Below are 22,319 nucleotides of genomic sequence, written 5' to 3' on the forward strand. Positions count from 1 at the left end.
ATGTATTACCCCAACAGCTATCATAACAGTTCTGCATGAAAGTCTAGCTCTCGGATTCGGAGTTGGTAATTGCTGTAAAACATCTTCTTTTATTTGATTAATAACTTCGTTATCTCCAACTAAATATTATTACAAGGTGAACTTGCAAAATCCATAAATTTTATTACTGAGGTTGAATCCTTTACTCATTCTGTTGTCTTAAAAAAACATACTCTGAAAAAATCATTGAACTCAAAAATTCCAATAAGAGTATTTTTGAATTACGTATATAAAGATGTTTGCTCAACTTAATTTGACAAATAAAATATTATGCAGCTGGTAAGAGCACAAAAAGTTTACCTCCAATTAACAATATTTTTTTGTTATCAGATAGTGTGATATAATCTCCCTATCTATTTGAATTTACTCAATTAGAGTACTAACAATAAAGTAAAAAAAGAAGTGATGACCTTGAGACAGCTACTGTCTAACCATGATTTAAAATTATTAACCTTATTAGAAAAATTGAATAAAAATCGCGGTAAGAATTCGTTGAAGAAACTCAGCAGCTCTCTAACAATTCCTATCCGTACTATCTCAACATATATTCAAGAATTTAATGGGTATAATCTCCCCATATACATTTCTTCTGATAACCGAGGAGTACGCCTAATAATTCCAAAAGAACATTCTTTTCGATATATCTACAGCGTAATTTTTAAAAATAGTTTAGAACTATCTGTACTTCAACAAATATTTTTAGCTGAAAACATGTCTCTGGATGAATTAGCTGAAAAGAATTTTGTCAGCACTTCGACAGTTAAACGAGCTATTTCAAGAATCAAACCTGTTTTAAAGAAGGAAGGTATTATCATTTCCGGATCTAATCTCTCAATTACAGGAGACGAAGAGAAGATTAGACAATTTTTAAATTATTTTTATGATGAAAAATATTTTAATCTGGAATTTTTGACTAAGGAACAAGAACACTACTTACATATATTAGTTCATGACTTATTTCATCAAAGAGGGATAAAAATTTATAAAAATCAAGTGAACAAATATATTCGCTGGATATATCTCAATTCCATACGTATTAAATACAATCATCGAATTTCTCTTAAAAATTATCGCTTCAGCTCAAGTAAACTATTGTCGGATGAAGTATTTGTAAACAGCTTCCACTCTCTATTTGGTATTCCGCTAACCTTAGAAATAATCAATGACATGTTTTATCAACTAAATAATTATTACTATTACCATTCCTATAATCAGATAGAAAAAATGTTAGCGCAATCAAGCGAATTAAAACACCAAGTACAAACGATTAAAACAAATTTACATAATATATCAATTGATTTAAGAATTGATTTACCAGACTCTACCAAACAAATGTTAACACTGGATTTCATGAATATCTTGCAATTTAGAAACTCACGAACCTTCATTCTCTATAATCGCAGAGAGATTTTTCTAGAGCATTTATCAACTAAGTACCCTCATATAAAAGATTATCTTTCTTCTTATGTCGTCAATCTTATGGCTCCTGATGCATCACAATCTGAAGTCAATGAATTAATCTACATCCTAATTACCCATTGGTATGAGCTCTACAATCGTCTCCATAAAATTGAACACTGTATCGATATTTACATTTTTGTTGATACTGACTTAGAACATGCATTGTTCATAAAAAAAGAATTAGAAAATCATTGTCGCTACAATATTAAATGCCATTTAATGATGGATGATGAGCCAATTACCATCCCTGATACAGCAATTTTAGTTACCTCTGTAGCTGCTACACCAAAAACTATAAAAAATGTTATTTGTTTTTCTGATTATTTTAGTGATCGCAATTGGTACGACTTAAACAATCAGATAAGAAAAATCACTATGGAAAAAGAGACTGGGGCATAAGCGCTCAGTTTCAAACACCAAATAGATATCATGCATCATCTACTCTGACAATAAGAAGGAATTCACGAAAATAACAAGTAGTGACTTAATCTTAATAGAGAGTGATAGGTTATTTCATAATAAAATGAGAATGGGACTGAGAAATTATTTCTAATTTCATAAGTCCCATTTATCATAGAGCACTTACGTACCAATAACAGCAGGAAACAAAAGAGCTTTTTGCTTCTGTTCCACCATTTATTCGGATTTTCCAAATAGTATTGGTCTGGAAATTATTTATACCCCAAACCCTTTTCAGGATTAACTACTTTCTTAGTTCTCAAGTAATTTTTGACCAGCTAGAACCTCTCCGTTAACAACAATTTCAATATTGTGATAGTCTGTAGAATTAGTTATCACTATTGGTGTAACTGTACTTTTTTTATGTGCTTTGATAAACTGTTCATCAAATAAAAGTAATTCTTGTCCAAGCACTACCTTGTCGCCCTGTTTAACCAAGGGTGTAAACCCTTCACCATTTAATTCAACCGTATCCATTCCAATATGAATTAAAATTTCGGCTCCTTCTTCTGAGACAATACCAATAGCATGATTTGTAGGAAATAGAAGAGTTACTGTACCGCTTACCGGTGCTATTACTCTTCCTTCACTCGGCAAAATGGCTACCCCTTGTCCCATAGAACCAGAAGAAAATACAGGGTCATCTACCTTTTCTAAAGAAAGCAGTTTACCACTCATTGGAGAAAAAACAGTAATTTTTTCGCTAACCACTGACGGCTTTTCTTCATTGGCAGCTATCTCTTTCTTAATACGTTTATCCTCTTGACCTTCATCGAAGCCTAAAATAAATGCTAATATAGCAGCTATTACGAAGGCAGCTGATAAACCAATGATGCCCATCATAGCACTTGATTCAATACCGTCTCGTCCAATCATATTTGGTATAGCAAGAATACTAGCATTGAATGCAAATGATTTAACTCCAAAAAATGCAATGACTCCCCCTCCAATTGCTCCACCAATTGAAGCAGCAATGAACGGTTTTTTCAACGGTAATGTGACACCATATACCGCAGGCTCCGTAATCCCAAACAAAGCAGTTAATGAGCTTGATGCAGCAAGACTTCTCATGTTTTTATCTTTTGATTTTAAGAAGACACCGAACGCTGCACCTGATTGGGCAATTACTCCGGCAATTGACATTGGCAATAAACTATCATAGCCTAATGTTGAAAAATTAAGCAGCGTTAATGGAACAAAGCCCCAATGCATACCGAATACAACTAATATTTGCCAGAAGCCTCCCAATATTCCCCCAGTAATTAACGGACTAAATTCATAAAGACCATTTACCCCCTTACTTAAAATAGAACCAATTACTGTGCCTAAAGGACCAATTAATAGATACGTAAGCGGAACCATGATTATTAGCGTCAATAACGTAACACCAAAAATTAAAAATTTCGGTACTATTTTTTTAAAGAGCCCTTCTACATAACGCTGAACAAGAACTGCTAAAATAATTGGAAAAACCGTTGATGTATAGCCTGCGCCATAAATAACCGGTAAGCTTATAAAAGTAAGATCGGCAGTATTTTCAATTGGGTAAACCATAGCCATAGCTAACGCCATTGCTATATACTGATTTGTTTTAAACTTTTTAGCGGCTGTAAAAGCAATTGCAATAGGTAGGAAACGAAAGAAAGCATCCCCAGCAGCGTTTAATAATGTATAAGTTCCTGTTTCAGCAAATTCAGGTGATAAAAACACCGCCAGACTTAATAATCCTTTTAATACCCCAGTACCAGCTAATACTGTTAAAAAGGGAGTAAAAATAGAAGAAACAATATCAATAAATTTGGCAACCAGCCCATGTTTCTCACCAGTTGTCTCATCGCCTGCAACATTCCCGCCCATCACATCTAATAAACTTTCATAAACAGTACTTACCTCGTTCCCGATTACAACCTGATATTGTCCGCCGCTTCGAACAATTTGAATTATTTCAGATATTTTTTTTAATTCTGAAGTAGAGGCCACATCTTCATTTTTCAAACGAAAGCGTAGTCTTGTCGCACAATGAAAGACGTCATTAATATTCTCTTTTCCTCCAACTCCTTCTAAAATTTTTTGAGCTAATTCTTTATTATTCATGACTGTTCTCCTTACTGTACTAATTTAAATTTTGACCAGGCTTTTAATTTGGGCAGCAAGTCTAACGATTCCTCTGTCAAATGACCAACTAGGTTACATCTTTGCTTATTATTAGGAATATCTTGTAAAACAATATGCAGTTCCGCTTTGTATTGTCCAAAATTATTATTTCCAATCACAATATCACCTCTTTTTAACGGCGGACAATTTGTTGCGGCAATTGATTCTTCCCTATATTTAAAACGCGGCAAACTTGAACGCAATAAAAATGCTGAACGATCCCCACGATAACTATGTTTTTCCTCCAACACTATTTTCTTTTCAATTGGCTGAATATTATTTTCCAGTACTACTTGCAATTGAGGATGTGTGGCAAAATATACTTCCGAAACCTCGGCAAGCTCTTGTTCACTCGCATATGCATCGCCAATGATGATTGTATCAATCGCTTCATCTAATACATAATATTGAGCTTGATTTCTGATCGTCTGATTTCGGTGTTGTTCCAATGTACATAACCCGTCTTGTAAAGGCCATGGTCCTAGTATTGCATTCTTACTTGTGATAAAAGCAGCTGTTTCAAGACTATAGTTTTTAAATTGTTGACAACAGGCTTTATAGAATCCTTCATCCAACCCTGAATATTCCATTGGATAAAAATTGTGCGAACCAACTAAATTCTTCTTATTTGGTGAAAATGACATAATATTGTCAATATATTTTGTGCCAATACTCATATTTACTTCAATTTTTAAATTATATGCATTACGAGTCATTTCTGCTTCTTCTCTTCCAGTAAAACCCATATCTAAACGAATACCATACGCCCCTAGCTCTGAGAAGAAGGACAAATCTTCATAGCTTACTCCAATTTGGCTAAAAATTTTAGGATTAATATCAACCATAACCTCCATACCTAAATTACTAGCATATTGAACTGTTTCCTTAAAGTTATTAATTACTTGCTCTTCATCTCCTGCTAATTCCAACAAGCTAGTAAAAATCCTGCGATAACCTAACTGGTACGCCAAATCAATATATGCCTGATCCTTTTCTTGGGTTGTTTTTTCTGGATAAATTGAAATACCTAATGTCAATAGACTCCCTACTTTCTAATTATTATTATCTTATATAACAATAATCTATGAAAAAAAAACATTCTTCAAGCTCAAAAAGTGCATTGCACCATGTTATTTATGATCGTCTCGTTTTATAAATTAGATATACAATCTACTTGTAAATAATCAGAAATAAAAAATATCAACGATTCCACCGTCGCAGAAATTAGAATACTCACTGAATTCATCATAGTCGTTATCAACATAAAGACATTCACAAGTTTACTACTGAACTATTTACCTTTGGATTTCTTCATTGCATTTCCTCCTAAAATTTGTTGTTTCACCATAAAAAAAATCACCCATGAATAGATTCCCATGAGTGATTTTAGTTCCCGTTTATTTTAACGTATCATTACTTCCCAGCACTCTGACCAAATTATAATTTATATTAAAAGATAGCCTGTAAATGATAGTCAATGATAGAGAATTTTAACTTGTATGCTTCAATGATAAGAACGAGCAGCTTCGTATCTGCCAGTCCTATTTGTGTAAGAATCTCTAATGAGACGGTATGTGTCCGACGATCAGATTAGTTAGCAACTCATTCCTGTGTTAAAAGCTTGCTCCTACGCTTCTTCGAATACTCGTCGCATGGTCGGCCCCTGTCTTATGCTTATGTAAGATCTTACTCCTATCTGCTTCGAAGGATCGTTGCCTATCCAGTTTTATCGCACTTGAAAATGACAGGGTTATCGACCTCTGTTTTGGAATAAAAAAGTCTTGGATCAAAAGATTTGAATACTACATTTATGAGTAGTGTATTTCTACAGAATGATAGGGAGCTGGTTTAGGAAGTACCTTTTTTGAATGCTGGTGAAAAGCTTCTTGGAATATGTAGTCTGATATTGAATACAAAAAAAGTCCCTGCCAAGCCTTCTATCTTAAAAATGATTTCAAGAAGCTCTCAAGTTTAACGGATATGATTCATTCCCCAGAAGTTAATATTTTAATAAATCACTTGAGGAAATAGGAGTTTATTATCAATATTCAACGAATAACTGATAGAAGCTTCCCACATTTAACAAAATAATAACGATGATTTGGAAATTCATCGTTGATTTGTTTCCTTTTTTACTTTTTGGGGAGGAATCACTGCATTGGGAAATAGTCTAATAATGAACCTTGCTCGAATGTTTATCCATGACGCTCATTTTTCCAGTTACTTTACAAACAATTCATTCTATTATTTGAATCAAGCTTAAAATAAAATCACATTCTAACATCTTCGACCTTTCTCCGCCAATTTCCTGGTACTTTTGAGCTGACGTGGTAAAATAAAGATACAAGATATGCATAGGAGGGATTCATCATGGAAGAAACAATCTTTTTTAATTTGGGAAATGCTATCGCTTCAAGCAAAGATGAAAAGGAACTAATTAGAACGGCACAGATTGAACATGATAATCGAAAAATGAAAGGTCGTCTTGTTATTGTTGAAGATCCTGAGAACGGTGAACAGCTGCTCTTTGATTTTTCTGATGCAGAAAATAATCCGGGTAGTGGAAAAAAATTTATTATTAAACAATCACTGGAAAACGAAAAGCAATAACAGACTTATCCCCATAACCGGTACATAAAAGAAAAAGCTGAATTCTCGGCTTTTTCTTTTATATACCGCCTAAATAACTCTTCTGTGAAAAGAAAAGGCGGTCCTGCTATGAATGTGGAGTATCTGAAAAAAGCTTGCCCTCACTTTCCTGTCTGTCCTTCTCAAGCACTCTTCTTATTTGCACGCCAATTTATCAAACCACGAAGAGGCTGTTTCTGCCAAGACTTCATTCAGCTCTTCAATATTTTGCCGACCTTCCTTTTTCAACCATGCAATTGTCTCTGCTTCATCGGCTGTTGCAAACTGCTCCACACCTTTTGCCCAGGTTGCCCGACCGCAAAGAACTCCATTAAACATTGAACCAGCTTCTTTTGCAAAGCGCAGAGTTTCCTGGAATAGCTGTGAGCTGACCCCGGCACTTAGAAAAATAAACGGCAGGTCTGTTGCTTTGCTTTGTTCTTTAAAGTATCCCATTGCTTCTTCTTTTGTGTAACAGCTTTCTGTTCCATAACCTTCCACAAAATTCATATTCACAGGGACCTCCACTTTCAAAACATCCACATTATAGCGTGGATCAGAAAATTCTTTCATCATTTGAATAACCTTCTTAGGCTTAACCTTTGCGTATGTCAAACTGCTGCTGTCTGAAATTGTCGAATCATACGAAACTAACTCCAGGAAAAACGGCAGCCCTTCCGCAACACATTCTGAGCCAATCCGCTCCATGTACGCATGCTTTTGTTTATTAATTTCTTCTGGTTCATCAATGTCATAATACAGTAAGAACTTGCAGGCATCCGCTCCGGCTTCCTTCATCCGTTTCACAGACCAGACATTCAGACTGTCAGGTAAACGTCCCGGAACAGTCGTATCATAGCCGGTTTTCTCATAGGCCAGCAGCAAGCCGCTGTTTTCAGCACGAGCCTGTGCTGCCGGCAAGCCGTATTCAGGATCTAAAAGTATAGATGTTGCAAATGGTGTCAGTTCTTTTGAGACTAATTCTTTAAACACTTCAATATCCTGCCGGCCTGCTTCTTTTCCCAGTGCCTGAAACATTTTCTTCAATGCACCGCGCTGATCAATTGCCAACGCGCCAATAACACCTTGACCATTTCCTGTGTTCTTTAATTTTTTATATTTTTCCTGACTAATTGTTCTCATGCTCTACTCTCCATCCAAATAATTCGTTAATAGTTCGTTTAAGTCTTCCGGCGTTTTTGCAGCTTTAAAGGCTTCTTTAAACTCCTGCTTCATCAGCATCCGTGCAATTTTTGATAATAACTGCAAGTGAGTGGTGCCCGCTTCTCCATCAGGAATAAACAGTGCAATCGCATAAAATATCAGCTCTCCATCCAAACTATCCCAATAGATTCCTTCTGTAAAGGTTGTAATTATGATACTCGGCTTTGTAATTGCTGCACTTTTTGCATGAGGAATAGCAAAACCGTCCATCATTCCGGTTGTTCCCTCTGACTCCCTTATCTTTAATGCTTCCAGAACAGCGGCTGAAGAATCGGTAATCGCCAATTCTTCTGTTTTATCCGCTAAAAATTGAAAGACTTCTTCTTGATCTGCAAACGTTCTTTCCAAGAATATATGATCTTTACTAATCATTGCTTGTTTCGCCCCCTAGGCTGCTGCTTTTTCAACTCTGCGTTTTTGAATCATTCCTAAAATGACTCCGCCGACAATCGAACCAATCAAGATAGCCACTACCCATAGCAGTCCATGAGTAACTACCGGCAGAACAAGAAATCCGCCATGTGGGGCAGGAACCTGTACTTTGAACATATAGGTCAGCACCGCTGCAATCGAAGAACCCAGCATCATTGTAGGTAAAACACGCAGAGGATCTTTTGCAGCAAAAGGAATCGCTCCTTCTGTGATATGTGTGCTTCCCAGAATAATATTTACCAGTCCGGCATTGCGGTCACTGCTGTCAAAGTACTTTCTAAACAGAATCACAGCAACACCCGTAATCAGCGGTGGTGCAATACACGCAGCTGATACCCCTGCCATAAATGTGGTATTTCCTTCTGCCAGCAGGGCTGTTCCTGTCACATAAGCTGCTTTATTTACTGGACCACCCATATCAAAGGCACTCATACAGCCGACAATAATACCTAGAATCAGCGGGTTTGAATCTTGGAAGCCTGACAGAAAATCCATCATTGCCTGATTGACTGCCGACATCGGTTCAGAAACCAGCGTCATAATTATCCCGGTGATAAATACGCCCAAAACCGGATATAAGAAAATTGCTTTTAGTCCATCCAGTGATTTTGGCAATGAGCTGAATAATTTCATCAGTCCTAATACAATATATCCTGCTAGAAATCCAGAGATGATTCCACCCAGAAATCCGGTTCCGCCATTTGATGCAACTAAACCGCCGACAAAACCAACAACCAGTCCGGGTCTCTTAGCAATCCCTTCAGCAATAAAGGCAGACAAAATCGGAACCATCATCCCCATTGCCAGGCCACCGACATTCATCAGCTGAGCAGCAAATTCATTGTACTGGTCACTACTTGGATCAGCTGAGTAAATCCCAAACAAGAAAGAAATGGCTACAAGTACACCGCCGCTGACAACAAACGGCAGCATATGTGAGACTCCGTTCATCAGATTTTTGTAAATATTGTGCCCAATCCCGCTGGATGTTTTCTCATTACCTGCTTCCGCCTTAACATTCTCACCTTTTCGAATAGAGCCTTCTCCTGCCAAAACATCTTCAATGAGCTGATCCGCATCTTTAATTCCTTTACTTACAGAGACTTCGATGACACGTTTTCCTGCAAAGCGCTCTGCCTGTACATCTTTATCTGCTGCAATAATTACTGCATCTGCATCGGCTATTTCCTTATTTGTCAGTGCATTTTCAATACCCACCTGTCCATGTGTTTCCACTTTAATTGAAACACCGTGATTTTTTGCCGCCTGTTCCAAAGCCTCCTGTGCCATATACGTGTGCGCAATTCCCGTCGGACATCCTGTTGCAGCAATAATTTGGTACTTCGTCATGTTGTTTCCTCCTTATAATCGTTGAATATCTATTTGCCGACTTAGTTCTTCTACATCTGAAAAATCTGTTAGTCCTTTGCGAAAAGCAGTAGAGCTTGCCGCAGCCAAACTGTACTTCAAATTATCTTCCGATTGTTTCCCCTGCAATTGATTGCCAACAAAACTGCCCAGCAAAGTATCCCCGGCACAAGCTGTATTTACAACCTCTCCTTTTGGAGCATTTCCATATAGTACACTATCAGCTGTAATATACAAGCCGCCTTCTCCTCCCAGCGAAACCAGCACATGCTCAGCGCCCTGTCTGACTAACTCCTGTCCGTACACAATACATTCCTGAACAGAAAGTGCCTCTTTATCAAACCATTCTGCCAGCTCATCCTCATTCGGCTTCAACAAAAATGGTTTGTATTTCAAACAATCCAGCACTTCCTTGTAGCTTGTGTCAAGAATCAAATGAACTTGATTCCGTTCAGCAATTTCACTGATTTGTTCAAAAATCTGCGGTGTCACTCCCTGAGGCAAGCTGCCGGAAATACATAAATAACTGCCCTCGGGGATATCGCTGATTTGTTGCAGTAATTGGCTGATTTGGTCCTGAGAAATAACCGGACCTTTATTCACCAGTTTATACTCGCTTTTCGGGTGATTTACTTGAGTAAATACATTGATACGTGTCATTCCATTTACATGAATAAAGTCTGTCTGAATCTTTTTATCCACTAAAAATTCGTCAATATAACTGCCGGTAAAGCCTCCGCTAAATCCAAGTGCTGTACTCGTTACTCCTAACTGTTTCAAAATCAAAGAAACATTTACGCCCTTACCATTTGCCTGTATGTCATCATCAATACTGCGATTTACAGTATTCGGCTTTAATTCATCTGTTTCAATAAAAAGATCAATTGCAAGATTCATTGTGCAGGTGTAAATTGCTGCCATTCCATCACCTACCTCCTATTCTTTTTCTGTCTTTATTATGCAACAGAAATTCCTGTAAATGTTTTCTAAAGAAAGACCTGACGGTGAAAACTTTTACAAAATAAAAAAAGAAGGTACAATACCTGTGTAAAGAAACCAGCTGCTCCTTGATTTACGATGCATAAAGATCCGAATAGCGAACAAAAGAAAATAAATACTCACCGCAGATATAAAATGACCTGCAGCAAAGTTGTCCTAGATTTATTTTTATTTAAAGGAGCTGAATCCCATGAGCAGTCAGTTAAGTGAAGCAGAGAAATATCTCTGGCAGTTTATTCAGGAAAATATTGAAGAAATCCCGCACTATTCCATTGTTAAATTGAGCGAAGAAGCGAATGTTTCAACTGCAACAATTGTCAGAACCATGAAGAAAAAAGGCTATGAAGGGTTTACCTCTTTCAAACATTCTCTAAAGGATCAAACCAATACAACCATCAACTTTTCCGTAGTTGAAAAGGTTGACAATGAAATCAAAAAAGCAATTTTGAAAAATGAACAAGAGGTGATTCGCTCCATTAATATGATTGACAGCGGTGTTATCGAGGATGCTGTACAGAAGATATATTCAGCCAAACGCATTGTGATTTTTGCCAGAGGCTTTTCTGAATTGATCGCAGAAGAGATGATGGTGAAGTTTCAATTGGCTGGAAAATACTCACAAATGCACACAGATCCAAACATCATAAAAAGCATCAGCAAAACTCTGACTCACGATGATTTTGCCATTTTTGTTTCACTAAACGGCGAAACCCCTGAGCTGGTGGTTGCTGCTCAAAACTGCTATGACAAAGAAATCAGTACTCTGACCATTTCCGCCAACCGTACCAGCACACTGGTTGATCTTTCGGAGCTCGCATTCATCGGCTTTAAATCAGAGGGTTCTTACTTTCCTGATTATGAAGTTCGTTCCCGGCTGCCTTTGTCTGTCATTGCCCGAATTTTACTGGATGCCTATGCCATTCGCAGTCATAATCGGTCAATGGATTAAATAGAAAAGCAAATTAGACTAGGCAGAACACCTCCTAGCTTGGAAGTGTTCTGCCTAGTCCTTTTTTATGCTTCCTAACTGCATCTTTTCTTTCGATCAAATGAGTAGAGAAAATTCCATGAATACACAGACACGCTCACTTATACTGTTCCCAGTTTATTCTTTGTCCTAACAACCAGCTAATAATTTCCAATGAGCTTTCAGCAGCTAAATCAGCCAGTAACAACCTTTTATTCTCATCTTCTTCGATCTTTTATATGATAAAGAAAATGGAGAATGAGGTTACCCATTGAAAATATAGATGAGACCGGACAGATTGATGAAGGTCACATTGAGATGGAGATCAGACTTTCCCTTGATCGGCTGGTTCCCGAACACAGATAATTTTCTTCCTGTGTTCTTCCTTCCTATAAAGCTTTATCCACACTTTACGAAGGAACCTGTGATGGACTGACAACACCCTCTTTGAAAATATTTGAAGAAAATAGACAGATTGGCAGGAAATTCTCGGGCTGCAGTTATGAATATATCTCAGTGATGAAGAAATTAACTTATCAAGACAGGAAACCATCATTGAAATACCTTACTGATAGCAAAAAGAGCCGATGAGTGAACATCTGTGTAACTTGATTCACTCATCAACTCTTTCCTATTTATATTTTTGATTTATAGAAGAGCTCGTAATTCTTCTCTTCCCAACAGGCTTGATTGTCTCACTCATTATTCGAATTTTCTGTCTATTTTTGCCATTTCATATGATATTCCCATTCACCTGTAGCTTTATCCACTTCCTCAGAAGCTACAAAGAAATTTTCACGTTTATAAAATGCAACAGCCTTTGTATTTTTGGAATAGACTGCTAATTCCAGTTGCTGGTACTCGCGCTTGATTTCTTCCAGCAGTGATTTGCCGATTCCCTGCCCTCGATAGTCGGGGCATACAAAAATACCAGCAATATAGTCACCCTGCAGCCCTGCAAATGCAACAATCTGATCTTGTATTCTATAAACATAGATTCCTGCTTCTTCCAGTTGCGACTTTACCATTTCCAAATTAGACTGCCAGTAAGCTTCTGGAATAAAAGGATGCGCTTCCAAGTTTACTGATAACCATATAGCTGACAGCTCTTTCAATTCCTCTTTCGAAGGCTTGACCAATTCCTCAATCATATGTGTACTCCTTATTCATTTTTTATTCGTATCCCGCCGATTTTCTCAGGCTTGAACACATAACAAACCTGCTGCTTCACACCATCTCTTATTGCCTTATTTCACCTATTTTAACAAAGTTTATGGAATAACAACAGTTTCACTTTGTTTTGTGCTGATTTAATCATGCTGTACGAATTTAAAGAGGTAGTAATAAAAGAAAATTGAAAAAAACAGGCAAAGCCTATATAAAATTACTTACATAGCGCTGTCCCTACGATTCTAACGATTCTCAAGACAAAATATTACACCATATCCGTTTTTCTGCATCTACAGTTCCTGCACAGCTCCAATCCTCGAAATACATATTTATTCGGTTTTTAGGGGATATGACATAATTTGGTCTCCCTCTTTTGCTGCTCAGCGATTCTCTCATTTTATTTCTATCGTATCACCGATTGCAAGCTTCGGAAAATTCCCCGGGCTGACAATAATGGCCCCCGGTAATACTTCATTAACGCCTTCTCTAAAGTAGATAGACACATGTCCCAATTCATTAAAATTGTCATTAGCTGCCGATCCTACCTCAATGATTTCGTATTGCTGTGTGCCAAAGCGCACTTTCTTACCTATTTCAAGAACATTTTTTTCTTCTTCAGAAGCTTCATGGATGATACAAATAGAGCGTAATTCTGAAGTGGCTTGTGGTCCAAACAAGATCACCAGTTGTTCTTCTTCAAACGCGGAAACCAGCTCCCCTATTTCAGTTATTGTTGTCTTATACATAATTTTCCCTCCCGATTCTCAACATTTCAGTTTAGTCTGCACTAAGCATTTAATCTATTATAACAAAAATAAACGCCATTAAGAATTCGCTTATAAAAACTTCAAGAAACTTTTTATCTGTTCAACAACTCTAACTATAGCATTCTAAAAAAGTGATGAATCACACATTTCGTCTGATTCTGTTGTCAGAAAACTAGACTACATTAAAAAAAGGAAAAAAACTAATTTATTTTCAAAAAAAGGATAGACTTTTTCAGAAAAATGAGTATCATAGTCTAAAGTAAAAACTATTGATCTGAAAAGAAGGAGAACCATGAGAGAATTAACAGAAGACAAACCACTAAAACTGATTTTTCTATTTACTATCCCATTACTGATAGGAAATATTTTCCAGCAGTTTTATAGTATGGCAGATATGATTATTGTTGGTCAGACACTTGGAAAAAATGCATTAGCCGCAGTTGGTGCTACAGGCAGTATTATCTTTTTAATTATCGGTTTCGCTCAAGGACTCACTTCCGGTCTATCCATTATTACTGCTCAGCGTTTCGGAGCCAGAGATTATCGGGGAGTTAAAAAAAGCTTTGCTGCAAGTATTTTCATCAGTTTTGTTGTAACCGTTATTTTAACCATTATAAGTTTGCTCTTTATTCGACCTTTATTGTTGGTAATGCAGACGCCAGCAGAAATTATGGCTGATGCTCAAACTTTTATTTCAATTATTTTAATTGGGATTTTTTCTGCAATGGCATTTAATTTATTATCCAATGTCATTCGAGCATTAGGTGACAGCCGTACACCTCTAATCTTTCTTGTTGTTGCCAGTGTTGTCAATGTTGTTCTTGATCTGGTTCTCATCATCAATTTTAACATGGGTGTTGCGGGAGCCGGGGTGGCAACAGTAATCGCACAGATGGTTGCCAGCCTTCTCTGCCTGATTTATATCCAAAAAAGAATACCTAATCTTCAAGTACGCAAAAAAGATTTTTCTTTCGAAAAAAAAGAGATTCGCGAGCATTTAAATGCAGCGTTGCCCATGGCCTTTCAAACATCCATTATTGCGATCGGCGCGATTGTTCTGCAGGGTGCCATAAATAGTCTGGGAACAGATGTCGTGGCTGCTCAGGCAGCAGCCGGAAAAATTGATCAGTTTGCTATTCAGCCGATGATGTCATTTGGTATTACAATGGCTACCTTCACTGCTCAAAATTATGGAGCAAAAAAATATGGACGTATTTTAGAGGGCGCTAAAAGTGCGTTGCTGCTCAGTTTGGGGTTCAGTCTTGCCGCAGGAGCAATCGTTATTCTGTTTGGCAGACAGCTGGTGACTCTATTCGTAAGCGCCGGCGAGACAGAGGTGATCCGCCTGTCTCAAATTTACTTTAACATTAACGGAAGTCTTTACTGGGTACTGGCTATCCTGTTGATTGTACGTTATACATTACAGGGCCTCGGGAAATCAGTAATTCCAACAATTGCCGGGATTATGGAACTGGTCATGCGCTCATTCGCCGCAATTGTATTAACTGCTTCCTTCGGCTTCATAGGTGCTGTTTCAGCTGCGCCGCTGGCTTGGATCGGTTCAACTGTAGTTTTGATCTATTCCTTTACCGGCGCAGTCAAAAAGCTAAAACATTTGGAAACACACGAAGAACAGAGGACTCTTTCTCTTGAAAACAGATACATTGAGGTGGGGACAAACACTCATGAGGGCTGTCGCCCTCACCAAACAGAATGAAAATAAAAGAGTATCAGCCGCAATTGCATAACGGCCGATACTTTTTTACGTAAAAACCCCGCTCTTCTTTTCCTGTTTGTAAGAAGAGCGGGGTTCACTTTATTATTCAGTTCTTAATGCTTCTACCGGATCTTTCTTTGCCGCCCATTTCGCAGGCAGTGCGCCGCCCAATAGCGTCAGTACAACACTGATCGTAATCAGAGCCAATGCGTGAATCGGATTCAACTGTGCTACATTGCTTAAGCCGGTCATATCTTTCAAAATGATATTCGTTGGAAGTGTCAACAGGTAGGCAATCCCAATTCCCAGAAGTCCTGAACACATACCAATAATCAGTGTTTCAGCATTAAACACGCGAGTGATATCCTTCTTACGGGCACCCAATGCACGCAGAACACCAATTTCTTTTGTTCTTTCCAACACAGAAATATATGTGATAATTCCTACCATAATTAGAGAAACCACTAGCGAAATTGATGCAAAAGCAACCAGAACAATGGTAATACCGTCCATAATCCCACCTGTCATATCTGTCATAGTTTGAGCTAGATCAGTATAAACAATTTTATCAGCTGTTTCTTTTCCATCGTTGTATTCATCTAAATACGTAACAATCTTCTCCTTCGATTCAAAGCTTGTCGGATAGATAAAAATCATTTGAGGCATACTGTCTCCGCCAATATAAGAAAGAACAGATTGTTTTGTAGTATCATCCAGTTTTTCCATCGTCATCACATTCACATCAGAATCTTTTTGTGCTTTGACAATGTCAGAACCCTGTTCCAGATCAATAATTTCCTCTACCAGCTTGTCACTGTATGCAATCCCGCTGCTTAGAGTAGCCACTTGAGTGTCTTCCTTTTGACGAATAATTCCGCTGATTTTCAATGTTCTCGCTGCTTTGCCGATCATTTCATCGTAGTCATTATTAGGAACAAAATTCCCAAATTCTGTTTCTGAATAGTAATCATTATTGCCAATTATTTTTAATTCTGTTCCGACAATTTCATCAAAGTCTATACCATCTTTGTCAGCAATATCAAAACCAAGATTTTTCAAAATGCTTTGATCGACACGATTCTTATTATCGATTACCAGTACAAGTTCGTCTGTACTTTCAGGATAACTTCCAGATAAAACATCATAATTCTTTTTCAAGTATTCATTGATTGACCCGCTTGTTGAAACAGGATAAGAAGACAGCCCGGCATTGCTCATACTTGAGAGCCCTCCTGCCATCGCTCCGCTGCTGCTGGAAGAATCTGCATTAAAGTTAACCAGCTGGACTTTGCCGTCAACATCTCTTAACAGGTTCATTCCGACAACTCTGGTATAGCCGATACCGCTTGCCAGATCTTTATCAATTTTGTTCAAATAATCAATATAGTCCTGAGTAATATTATTCGTATGGCGAATATTTGATTCCTCTGGATTATAGAGCACTACTTCATCCGTGTCAGCATATTCTTTGCTGCTGGTCGGAGAATTGCTCCGCATCTCCTTTAACGCTTCTTCATCCATATTCATCGCTTGTTTGGATACAATGATAGGATATTCCGACAATGCATCGTTCTGGAATAAGTCAATTTGCTTTTGGAATCCATTCGACAGACTCAAAATTAAAGCAATCCCAATAATCCCGATACTTGCAGCAAATGCTGTCAGTCCTGTCCGCCATTTTTTTGTTGCGATATTCTTGCCGGAAAGCTTCAGTGCGGTCCAGTAGCTCATACTGGTCTTTTTCAGCTGATAATTGTGATCTTCTTCATACTCCTCATAGGGATTAGAATCATTGACCACATGCCCGTCACGGAAATTAATAATCCGATCTGCATATTCCTCAGCCAATTCCGGATTATGAGTCACCATAATAACCAGCTTATCATCCGCAATTTCTTTCACCAAATCCATAATTTGAGTACTTGTCTCTGTATCCAGAGCCCCTGTTGGTTCGTCCGCCAAAATAATATCAGGATCATTGGCTAATGCTCTGGCAATTGCCACACGCTGCATCTGACCTCCGGATAACTGATTCGGTTTTTTATGCGTATGCTCTTTCAATCCTACCTTTTCCAGAACTTCCAAGGCACGCTTTTTCTTTTCAGAAGCAGAAACCCCACTCAACGTCATTCCCATTTCCACATTATCCAAAATACTTAAATGTGTAATCAGATTATAGCTTTGAAAAATGAAACCGACACTGTTATTACGGTAGGCATCCCACTCCCCCTGCTTAAAGTTTTTGGTAGATTTCCCATTAATGATTAAATCTCCGCTGTCATATTGATCCAGCCCGCCAATAATATTCAGTAAAGTTGTTTTACCTGATCCGCTCTGACCAAGGATGGCAACAAATTCATTTTCACGGAAATTAATATTGACACCATTCAGCGCTACTTGGGTGAACTCACCTGTTGTATAACTCTTTTTTATATCTTTTACCTGAAGCATCTTTTTCTCCCCTTCTTCATTTAACCAAACAGTATCATTAAAAATAAAATCAATTTGGTTCATTTAATTATTCATTGTCAGATTATCACTCGAATATGTACTGAATATGAACGAAATGATAACAAAATACAGAAAACGATTTCAGTTATTTTTCTTATACATTTCTTAAGAATTAATCGGGATTTTTGGCAGTTATAACGTTTCTGCCACGCTAAACAGTTCATTAACAAGCTGGTTATCAAGAATTGTTTGTAGTCGCGATAACAGGCTGCTTCTTGATACAAACAGATAAATGAAAAGGCAGCTATCACTGCTTTCAACCGATCAACAGTTTCTGCCGGAGAGTCGCTGCAATTTAGTAAAGAGAACCTGTTTTTATAATTTTGACAACTCCATTCACATTCTCTTCAACAGGTTTTTAGTTTATAATATAGTGAATAAAAGAATGGAGGAAAGACATGATTACGGTTCTTGTTGCAGAAGATGATAAAAATATTCGAGCATTAATGGCTGCAGTATTAAAACAGGATGGCTATCAGGTGTTGGAAGCAGGAAATGGAAAAGAAGCTCTGATTCTATTGGAAGAACAGCTGATCGATCTGCTTGTTATTGATATTATGATGCCTGAGCTGGATGGCTATCAGGTCGTTTCAGCCATTCGAAAAGAAAATACTCGGCTGCCGATCATCATGGTTACTGCAAAAGAAGCTGCAGAGGATAAAAAATATGGTTTTCTCACCGGTGTTGACGACTATCTGGTTAAGCCCATTGACTTTGATGAATTCCTGCTTAGAATTAAAGCAATTCTTCGCAGAGCCCAGATTAATTTGGAAGGCCGTCTGACAGTCGGACATACATTGCTGGATCTCAACAGTTTCTGTGTTTATCAGGGAGCAGAGTGTACAGAGCTTCCCAAAAAAGAATTTTTACTTTTGTATAAACTGCTTTCTTTTCAAAATAAAATTTTTACACGTGATCAGCTGTTGGATGACATTTGGGGTATTGATTCACTCACAGATGAACGGACTGTAGATGTACATATTAAACGTCTAAGAGAAAAATTTTCCGGCTCTAAAGATTTTTCCATTACGACGATTCGAGGTCTCGGATATAAAGGAGTTGCCAATGAGACAAGATAGACGGTCCATCTATGTTCATTTTTCACTAATTATCGCTTGTATTTTACTGGTTTCATCGATCATATCAGGAATCCTTTTATTTTTTCTTTTAAAACTGGGACTGATCAGTACCTTATTCGGTTATCCGCTGATTCGACTGATTATTACACTGCTTTCCTGCACAGTCGTTGGAACGATTATCGCAGCAGGTTTCAGTAAACGAATTTTACGCCCTTTAAATCAGGTGGTTGAAGGGACACGGGAAATCGCAGGCGGCAACTTTGATGTACAAATTGAGTCAACTAAAATGAATAACGATCTGGAAGATCTGATACAAAACTTCAATTTGATGGCCCGTGAACTAAAAAATGTAGAGCTGGTCCATAAAGATTTTATTAATGACTTTTCCCATGAAATGAAAACACCGCTGGTTTCAATCAACGGGTTTGCCAAACAGCTGCAGAATCCGGATATATCAGAAGCTGACAGAGTCCGATATTTAAAGATAATTACAGAGGAAACTGAGAGGCTCAGTTCCCTTTCTTCAAATATTCTTTTACTTTCAAAGGTGGAGAATCAGGAAAGCATCACGTTAAAAAGGACACCCTACTCCTTAGACGAACAGCTTCGTCAGGCTCTGATCTTACTGCAAAAGGACTGGGAAACAAAAGACCTTGCAATTAATCTGACCCTGCAGCCGGTTACTGTTACTGCTGATTCAGATTTGCTTATGCAGGTCTGGCTGAATATTTTGGGAAATGCGATAAATTTTACAGATATTGGAGATACCATAGAAATAAACTGTTATACGTTGGGCAAAGAAGTCAAAGTGACTATTAAAGATACTGGTGCTGGTATGTCAGACAAGGTACGTCGACATATTTTCAATAAATTTTACCAGGGAGACAGTTCTCATCAATCCCAGGGAAACGGATTGGGACTGCCCATCGCAAAAAGAATCGTGACTTTACATAATGGAAAAATTATTGTTAAATCCAAAATAAGCGAAGGCTCTACGTTTATAATTATCCTGCCGCAATAGCTGAGCAGTCAATTGCAGCAGTCATAGAGATCAAACAGTTTATTACTATGAATATAAAAACGATTTATTTTTATACGCAGGTTCTATGACCTAATGATTTCGCAGAAGCAAATGTCTTCATGCGACGAGTAACCGCAGAAGCAGAGGTCTTCATGCGACGAGTAACCGCAGGAGCAGATAAGCAGAACGATCTAGTTTGCCCCTCAAGATCAACTTGGAGAAGAACCTCAATAAGCGATCGATCTACAAGCTCTTCTGTCCTCTTTAGTATGACAGGGAAATAGCGTGTGGGTCGATCGTTTTTTTCTTTTCATTCTGTTGGGTGTGGGCGATAGCCCTCATGAGTGTTTGTCCCAACCTCTTCTTTTTTTACTTCAAAAAATACCTCAATACTGTCTTCATCTTTTCCGGATCACTTTTTCTTGGATCTGATAAGTAAATTTCCTTATGCGCCATTGTTCGTCGAACTAATCCATTTTCTTCACAGTATTTCTTCATCACATCAAATGTTATATGCTCATCATCATACGGTCCTATATGGAGCATTTGGAGACTCCTGCCGTCAGTCAGCTCTTCAAACAATATTTTACTGTTACTGCTGTTGGGTTTCTTTTGACTTACTTTGTCAATATTTGCTAAAGCAATTTCTTTTGTAACAAATTCAGGCTGTCGGATCATCAGTTTATAGATCAAATCAGCTTTTTCAAAACTGCCGTCCGGTCGAATATCCTCTACCTCCAAAGTCCAGATTCCTTCCAAAGGATAGACAGTATATTCAAAAAATCCATCAGGAACAGGTCCGTTTTTATGCATCATCCGAATCCCATAGGACATTGCATAAAGTGCTGCTGTATCTTCTGCAAACTGCTCCTTGTTCGGATCTCCTTTGCCTGAAATTGTATAGAACTTTTGCGCTGGTATATTCAGTTCCATTGGTTGCTTCTTGGGCAAATACTGTTCCTTTTCCTCTTTTCGCCATTCGTATTTCATTACCAATTCCCCCGTCCCTGTTTCTTTAATTACTCAATCAATTCCTTGCATAAGCTCAGTATAAACCATGACGTTGAGGAGAGAGTCAACAGATTTATCACTAAAAATTCGATAACTTAAAAGTTTCCGGACAAAACAGTTATTGCTAAAAATCCTTCCAGCCATTACTCATTATCCAGATCTCGCCTCCTCAAGAAACCGTTTAATACCGGAAGCAATCAAAATAATAACAATACTTCAATAACAATAGTATATCCAAAGATTAAAGATACCCGTAGTGTCTTCTTTGATTAAAATCGTCTGATCCAAAGCTGCATCACTACCGTACTGTTCCGCTCTGATCAACAGAACATGTTTGCTTTCAGTCCAAACATCACTTTCTTAATATATAACCAGATTTACTGCGAAAGAAATAAAAACTATTTTTCTATTCTTCTAAAACAATGAACCAAATGGTCATCTACCAGCCCCATGGCCTGCATAAATGCGTAGATAGTTGTTGTGCCTAAAAACTTAAACCCTCTTCTTTTTAGATCCTTGCTGATTTGATCTGACAGTTCTGTGGAAGCCGGTACCTCTTTCACAGACGACCAGTGATTTACAAGCGGCTTGTGGTCAACAAACGCCCAAATATACTGATCAAAGCTCCCAAATTCTTTTTGAATCTCCATAAATTGTACAGCATTGGTAACAGCTGCTGCAACTTTCAGTTTATTCCGGATAATACCTGGATTCTGCAAAAGCTTCTCTTTTTTATCCTCTGTATACTCAGCAATTTTTTTATAGTCAAACTGATCATAAGCTTCAGTTAATGTTTCTCTTTTCTTTAGAATTGTTGACCAGCTGAGACCTGCCTGCATACTTTCCAAAAGCAAATATTCAAATAACTTCTGATCGTCATGAACAGGCTGTCCCCACTCTTCATCATGGTAAACCTTATCCAGTTCATTACTGTTAGCCCAGTCACATCTTACTCGTTCCATCTTTTTCCCCCTCATAATATATTTTAATCAGCATACCACAAGAACGAATGTTCGTAAACTGCATATTAGACCTAAATCCATTACTGCTGAAGCCTCTTATCTTTAGAGTCAAACATGAAAAATTGAGCGCTTTGTCGCAAGTTAGTCGCATTCCAAGGCAGATGTTCAGTAATACTGAGTCCGACAATCTCTTTCTCATCAGAAATACCTCCAAAGATTTGACCAATGCTCTTAAAAGAAAACTCCCCTATGCCAGAATCAAAGCTTTTCAAAAGCGGTTCTCCGGGATAAATAGATCGAAAGCTTTCTGGCAATAATACATCTAAATCAAAATAAATTGCCGCATAACT

18 protein-coding genes are annotated in these 22,319 nt (G+C 37.8%); 6 read left to right on the forward strand and 12 right to left on the reverse strand.

Features of this window, described 5'->3' with window-relative positions:
* Positions 1 to 450: 450 nt before the first annotated feature.
* Complete coding sequence (locus LI951_RS04760; protein WP_202067776.1) at positions 451 to 1,899, forward strand: helix-turn-helix domain-containing protein; 1,449 nt, start codon at positions 451 to 453, stop codon at positions 1,897 to 1,899.
* A 312-nt stretch (positions 1,900 to 2,211) separates the two neighbouring features.
* On the opposite strand, the gene LI951_RS04765 is transcribed toward LI951_RS04760, so the two are convergent.
* Positions 2,212 to 4,053 carry a beta-glucoside-specific PTS transporter subunit IIABC gene (locus LI951_RS04765; protein WP_229441433.1) on the reverse strand — a complete coding sequence of 614 codons (1,842 nt, stop codon included), beginning with the start codon at positions 4,051 to 4,053 and terminating at the stop codon, positions 2,212 to 2,214.
* A gap of 11 nt (positions 4,054 to 4,064) precedes the next feature.
* The gene (locus LI951_RS04770; RefSeq protein WP_202067778.1) at positions 4,065 to 5,150 is read right to left on the reverse strand and encodes a DUF871 domain-containing protein; all 1,086 of its coding nucleotides are present in this window, start codon (positions 5,148 to 5,150) and stop codon (positions 4,065 to 4,067) included.
* Between the two features lie 1,333 nt (positions 5,151 to 6,483).
* On the opposite strand from LI951_RS04770, the gene LI951_RS04775 reads away from it, so the two are divergent.
* Entirely contained in the window at positions 6,484 to 6,723 is a 240-nt protein-coding gene (locus tag LI951_RS04775; protein ID WP_229441434.1) for a hypothetical protein, read from the forward strand.
* A 174-nt stretch (positions 6,724 to 6,897) separates the two neighbouring features.
* On the opposite strand, the gene lacD is transcribed toward LI951_RS04775, so the two are convergent.
* The 4 genes from lacD to pfkB are packed head-to-tail and all read right to left on the reverse strand — an operon-like array spanning position 6,898 to position 10,686.
* The gene (lacD, locus tag LI951_RS04780; protein ID WP_229441435.1) at positions 6,898 to 7,884 is read right to left on the reverse strand and encodes a tagatose-bisphosphate aldolase; all 987 of its coding nucleotides are present in this window, start codon (positions 7,882 to 7,884) and stop codon (positions 6,898 to 6,900) included.
* 3 nt (positions 7,885 to 7,887) lie between these two features.
* Entirely contained in the window at positions 7,888 to 8,337 is a 450-nt protein-coding gene (locus LI951_RS04785) for a fructose PTS transporter subunit IIA (protein ID WP_229441436.1), read from the reverse strand.
* 15 nt (positions 8,338 to 8,352) lie between these two features.
* Positions 8,353 to 9,747 (reverse strand): PTS fructose transporter subunit IIC, encoded by a 1,395-nt coding sequence (locus LI951_RS04790; RefSeq protein WP_229441437.1) that lies wholly within the window; start codon positions 9,745 to 9,747, stop codon positions 8,353 to 8,355.
* A 12-nt stretch (positions 9,748 to 9,759) separates the two neighbouring features.
* Positions 9,760 to 10,686, reverse strand: a complete 927-nt coding sequence (gene pfkB, locus LI951_RS04795) for a 1-phosphofructokinase (protein ID WP_229441438.1) — start codon at positions 10,684 to 10,686, stop codon at positions 9,760 to 9,762.
* A 259-nt stretch (positions 10,687 to 10,945) separates the two neighbouring features.
* On the opposite strand from pfkB, the gene LI951_RS04800 reads away from it, so the two are divergent.
* Positions 10,946 to 11,713 carry a MurR/RpiR family transcriptional regulator gene (locus tag LI951_RS04800; protein ID WP_267491700.1) on the forward strand — a complete coding sequence of 256 codons (768 nt, stop codon included), beginning with the start codon at positions 10,946 to 10,948 and terminating at the stop codon, positions 11,711 to 11,713.
* Between the two features lie 737 nt (positions 11,714 to 12,450).
* Here the strand turns inward: LI951_RS04800 and LI951_RS04805 are convergent.
* On the reverse strand, positions 12,451 to 12,882 hold the full coding sequence (locus LI951_RS04805; protein ID WP_202067785.1) for a GNAT family N-acetyltransferase: 432 nt from the start codon (positions 12,880 to 12,882) through the stop codon (positions 12,451 to 12,453).
* 411 nt (positions 12,883 to 13,293) lie between these two features.
* On the reverse strand, positions 13,294 to 13,647 hold the full coding sequence (locus LI951_RS04810; protein WP_202067786.1) for a PTS glucitol/sorbitol transporter subunit IIA: 354 nt from the start codon (positions 13,645 to 13,647) through the stop codon (positions 13,294 to 13,296).
* Between the two features lie 313 nt (positions 13,648 to 13,960).
* Between LI951_RS04810 and LI951_RS04815 the strand changes: the two genes are divergently transcribed.
* Positions 13,961 to 15,385 (forward strand): MATE family efflux transporter, encoded by a 1,425-nt coding sequence (locus tag LI951_RS04815; protein WP_229441440.1) that lies wholly within the window; start codon positions 13,961 to 13,963, stop codon positions 15,383 to 15,385.
* Between the two features lie 102 nt (positions 15,386 to 15,487).
* Here the strand turns inward: LI951_RS04815 and LI951_RS04820 are convergent, their stop codons facing one another.
* The gene (locus tag LI951_RS04820; RefSeq protein WP_229441516.1) at positions 15,488 to 17,836 is read right to left on the reverse strand and encodes an ATP-binding cassette domain-containing protein; all 2,349 of its coding nucleotides are present in this window, start codon (positions 17,834 to 17,836) and stop codon (positions 15,488 to 15,490) included.
* Between the two features lie 458 nt (positions 17,837 to 18,294).
* Here LI951_RS04820 and LI951_RS04825 point away from each other — a divergent pair, with 458 nt between their 5' ends.
* Both LI951_RS04825 and LI951_RS04830 read left to right on the forward strand, forming a co-directional pair.
* The gene (locus tag LI951_RS04825; RefSeq protein WP_229441441.1) at positions 18,295 to 18,975 is read left to right on the forward strand and encodes a response regulator transcription factor; all 681 of its coding nucleotides are present in this window, start codon (positions 18,295 to 18,297) and stop codon (positions 18,973 to 18,975) included.
* Positions 18,962 to 19,996 carry a HAMP domain-containing sensor histidine kinase gene (locus tag LI951_RS04830; RefSeq protein WP_229441442.1) on the forward strand — a complete coding sequence of 345 codons (1,035 nt, stop codon included), beginning with the start codon at positions 18,962 to 18,964 and terminating at the stop codon, positions 19,994 to 19,996. The genes LI951_RS04825 and LI951_RS04830 overlap by 14 nt, the downstream gene beginning before the upstream one ends.
* Positions 19,997 to 20,365: 369 nt before the next feature.
* On the opposite strand, the gene LI951_RS04835 is transcribed toward LI951_RS04830, so the two are convergent.
* The 3 genes from LI951_RS04835 to LI951_RS04845 form a co-directional block, all read right to left on the reverse strand.
* Entirely contained in the window at positions 20,366 to 20,986 is a 621-nt protein-coding gene (locus tag LI951_RS04835; RefSeq protein WP_229441443.1) for a GyrI-like domain-containing protein, read from the reverse strand.
* A 419-nt stretch (positions 20,987 to 21,405) separates the two neighbouring features.
* A complete protein-coding gene (locus LI951_RS04840) occupies positions 21,406 to 21,969 on the reverse strand; it encodes a DNA-3-methyladenine glycosylase I (RefSeq protein ID WP_229441444.1) in 564 nt (187 codons plus the stop codon).
* A gap of 80 nt (positions 21,970 to 22,049) precedes the next feature.
* Positions 22,050 to 22,241, reverse strand: coding sequence for a hypothetical protein (locus tag LI951_RS04845; protein ID WP_202067792.1), 192 nt, complete (start codon positions 22,239 to 22,241; stop codon positions 22,050 to 22,052).
* Positions 22,242 to 22,319: the final 78 nt, after the last annotated feature.

This window comes from Enterococcus sp. BWT-B8 (assembly GCF_020567625.1).
GTDB lineage: Bacteria > Bacillota > Bacilli > Lactobacillales > Enterococcaceae > Enterococcus_L.

Bases quoted from the DNA above. Each gene is read 5' to 3' on its own strand.
- LI951_RS04840 (WP_229441444.1), bottom strand. From the start codon at position 21,969: ATGGAACGAGTAAGATGTGACTGGGCTAACAGTAATGAACTGGATAAG.
- LI951_RS04830 (WP_229441442.1), top strand. From the start codon at position 18,962: ATGAGACAAGATAGACGGTCCATCTATGTTCATTTTTCACTAATTATC.
- LI951_RS04785 (WP_229441436.1), bottom strand. From the start codon at position 8,337: ATGATTAGTAAAGATCATATATTCTTGGAAAGAACGTTTGCAGATCAA.
- LI951_RS04820 (WP_229441516.1), bottom strand. From the start codon at position 17,836: ATGCTTCAGGTAAAAGATATAAAAAAGAGTTATACAACAGGTGAGTTC.
- LI951_RS04835 (WP_229441443.1), bottom strand. From the start codon at position 20,986: ATGAAATACGAATGGCGAAAAGAGGAAAAGGAACAGTATTTGCCCAAG.
- LI951_RS04810 (WP_202067786.1), bottom strand. From the start codon at position 13,647: ATGTATAAGACAACAATAACTGAAATAGGGGAGCTGGTTTCCGCGTTT.
- LI951_RS04825 (WP_229441441.1), top strand. From the start codon at position 18,295: ATGATTACGGTTCTTGTTGCAGAAGATGATAAAAATATTCGAGCATTA.
- lacD (WP_229441435.1), bottom strand. From the start codon at position 7,884: ATGAGAACAATTAGTCAGGAAAAATATAAAAAATTAAAGAACACAGGA.
- LI951_RS04815 (WP_229441440.1), top strand. From the start codon at position 13,961: ATGAGAGAATTAACAGAAGACAAACCACTAAAACTGATTTTTCTATTT.
- LI951_RS04805 (WP_202067785.1), bottom strand. From the start codon at position 12,882: ATGATTGAGGAATTGGTCAAGCCTTCGAAAGAGGAATTGAAAGAGCTG.
- LI951_RS04790 (WP_229441437.1), bottom strand. From the start codon at position 9,747: ATGACGAAGTACCAAATTATTGCTGCAACAGGATGTCCGACGGGAATT.
- LI951_RS04775 (WP_229441434.1), top strand. From the start codon at position 6,484: ATGGAAGAAACAATCTTTTTTAATTTGGGAAATGCTATCGCTTCAAGC.
- pfkB (WP_229441438.1), bottom strand. From the start codon at position 10,686: ATGGCAGCAATTTACACCTGCACAATGAATCTTGCAATTGATCTTTTT.
- LI951_RS04765 (WP_229441433.1), bottom strand. From the start codon at position 4,053: ATGAATAATAAAGAATTAGCTCAAAAAATTTTAGAAGGAGTTGGAGGA.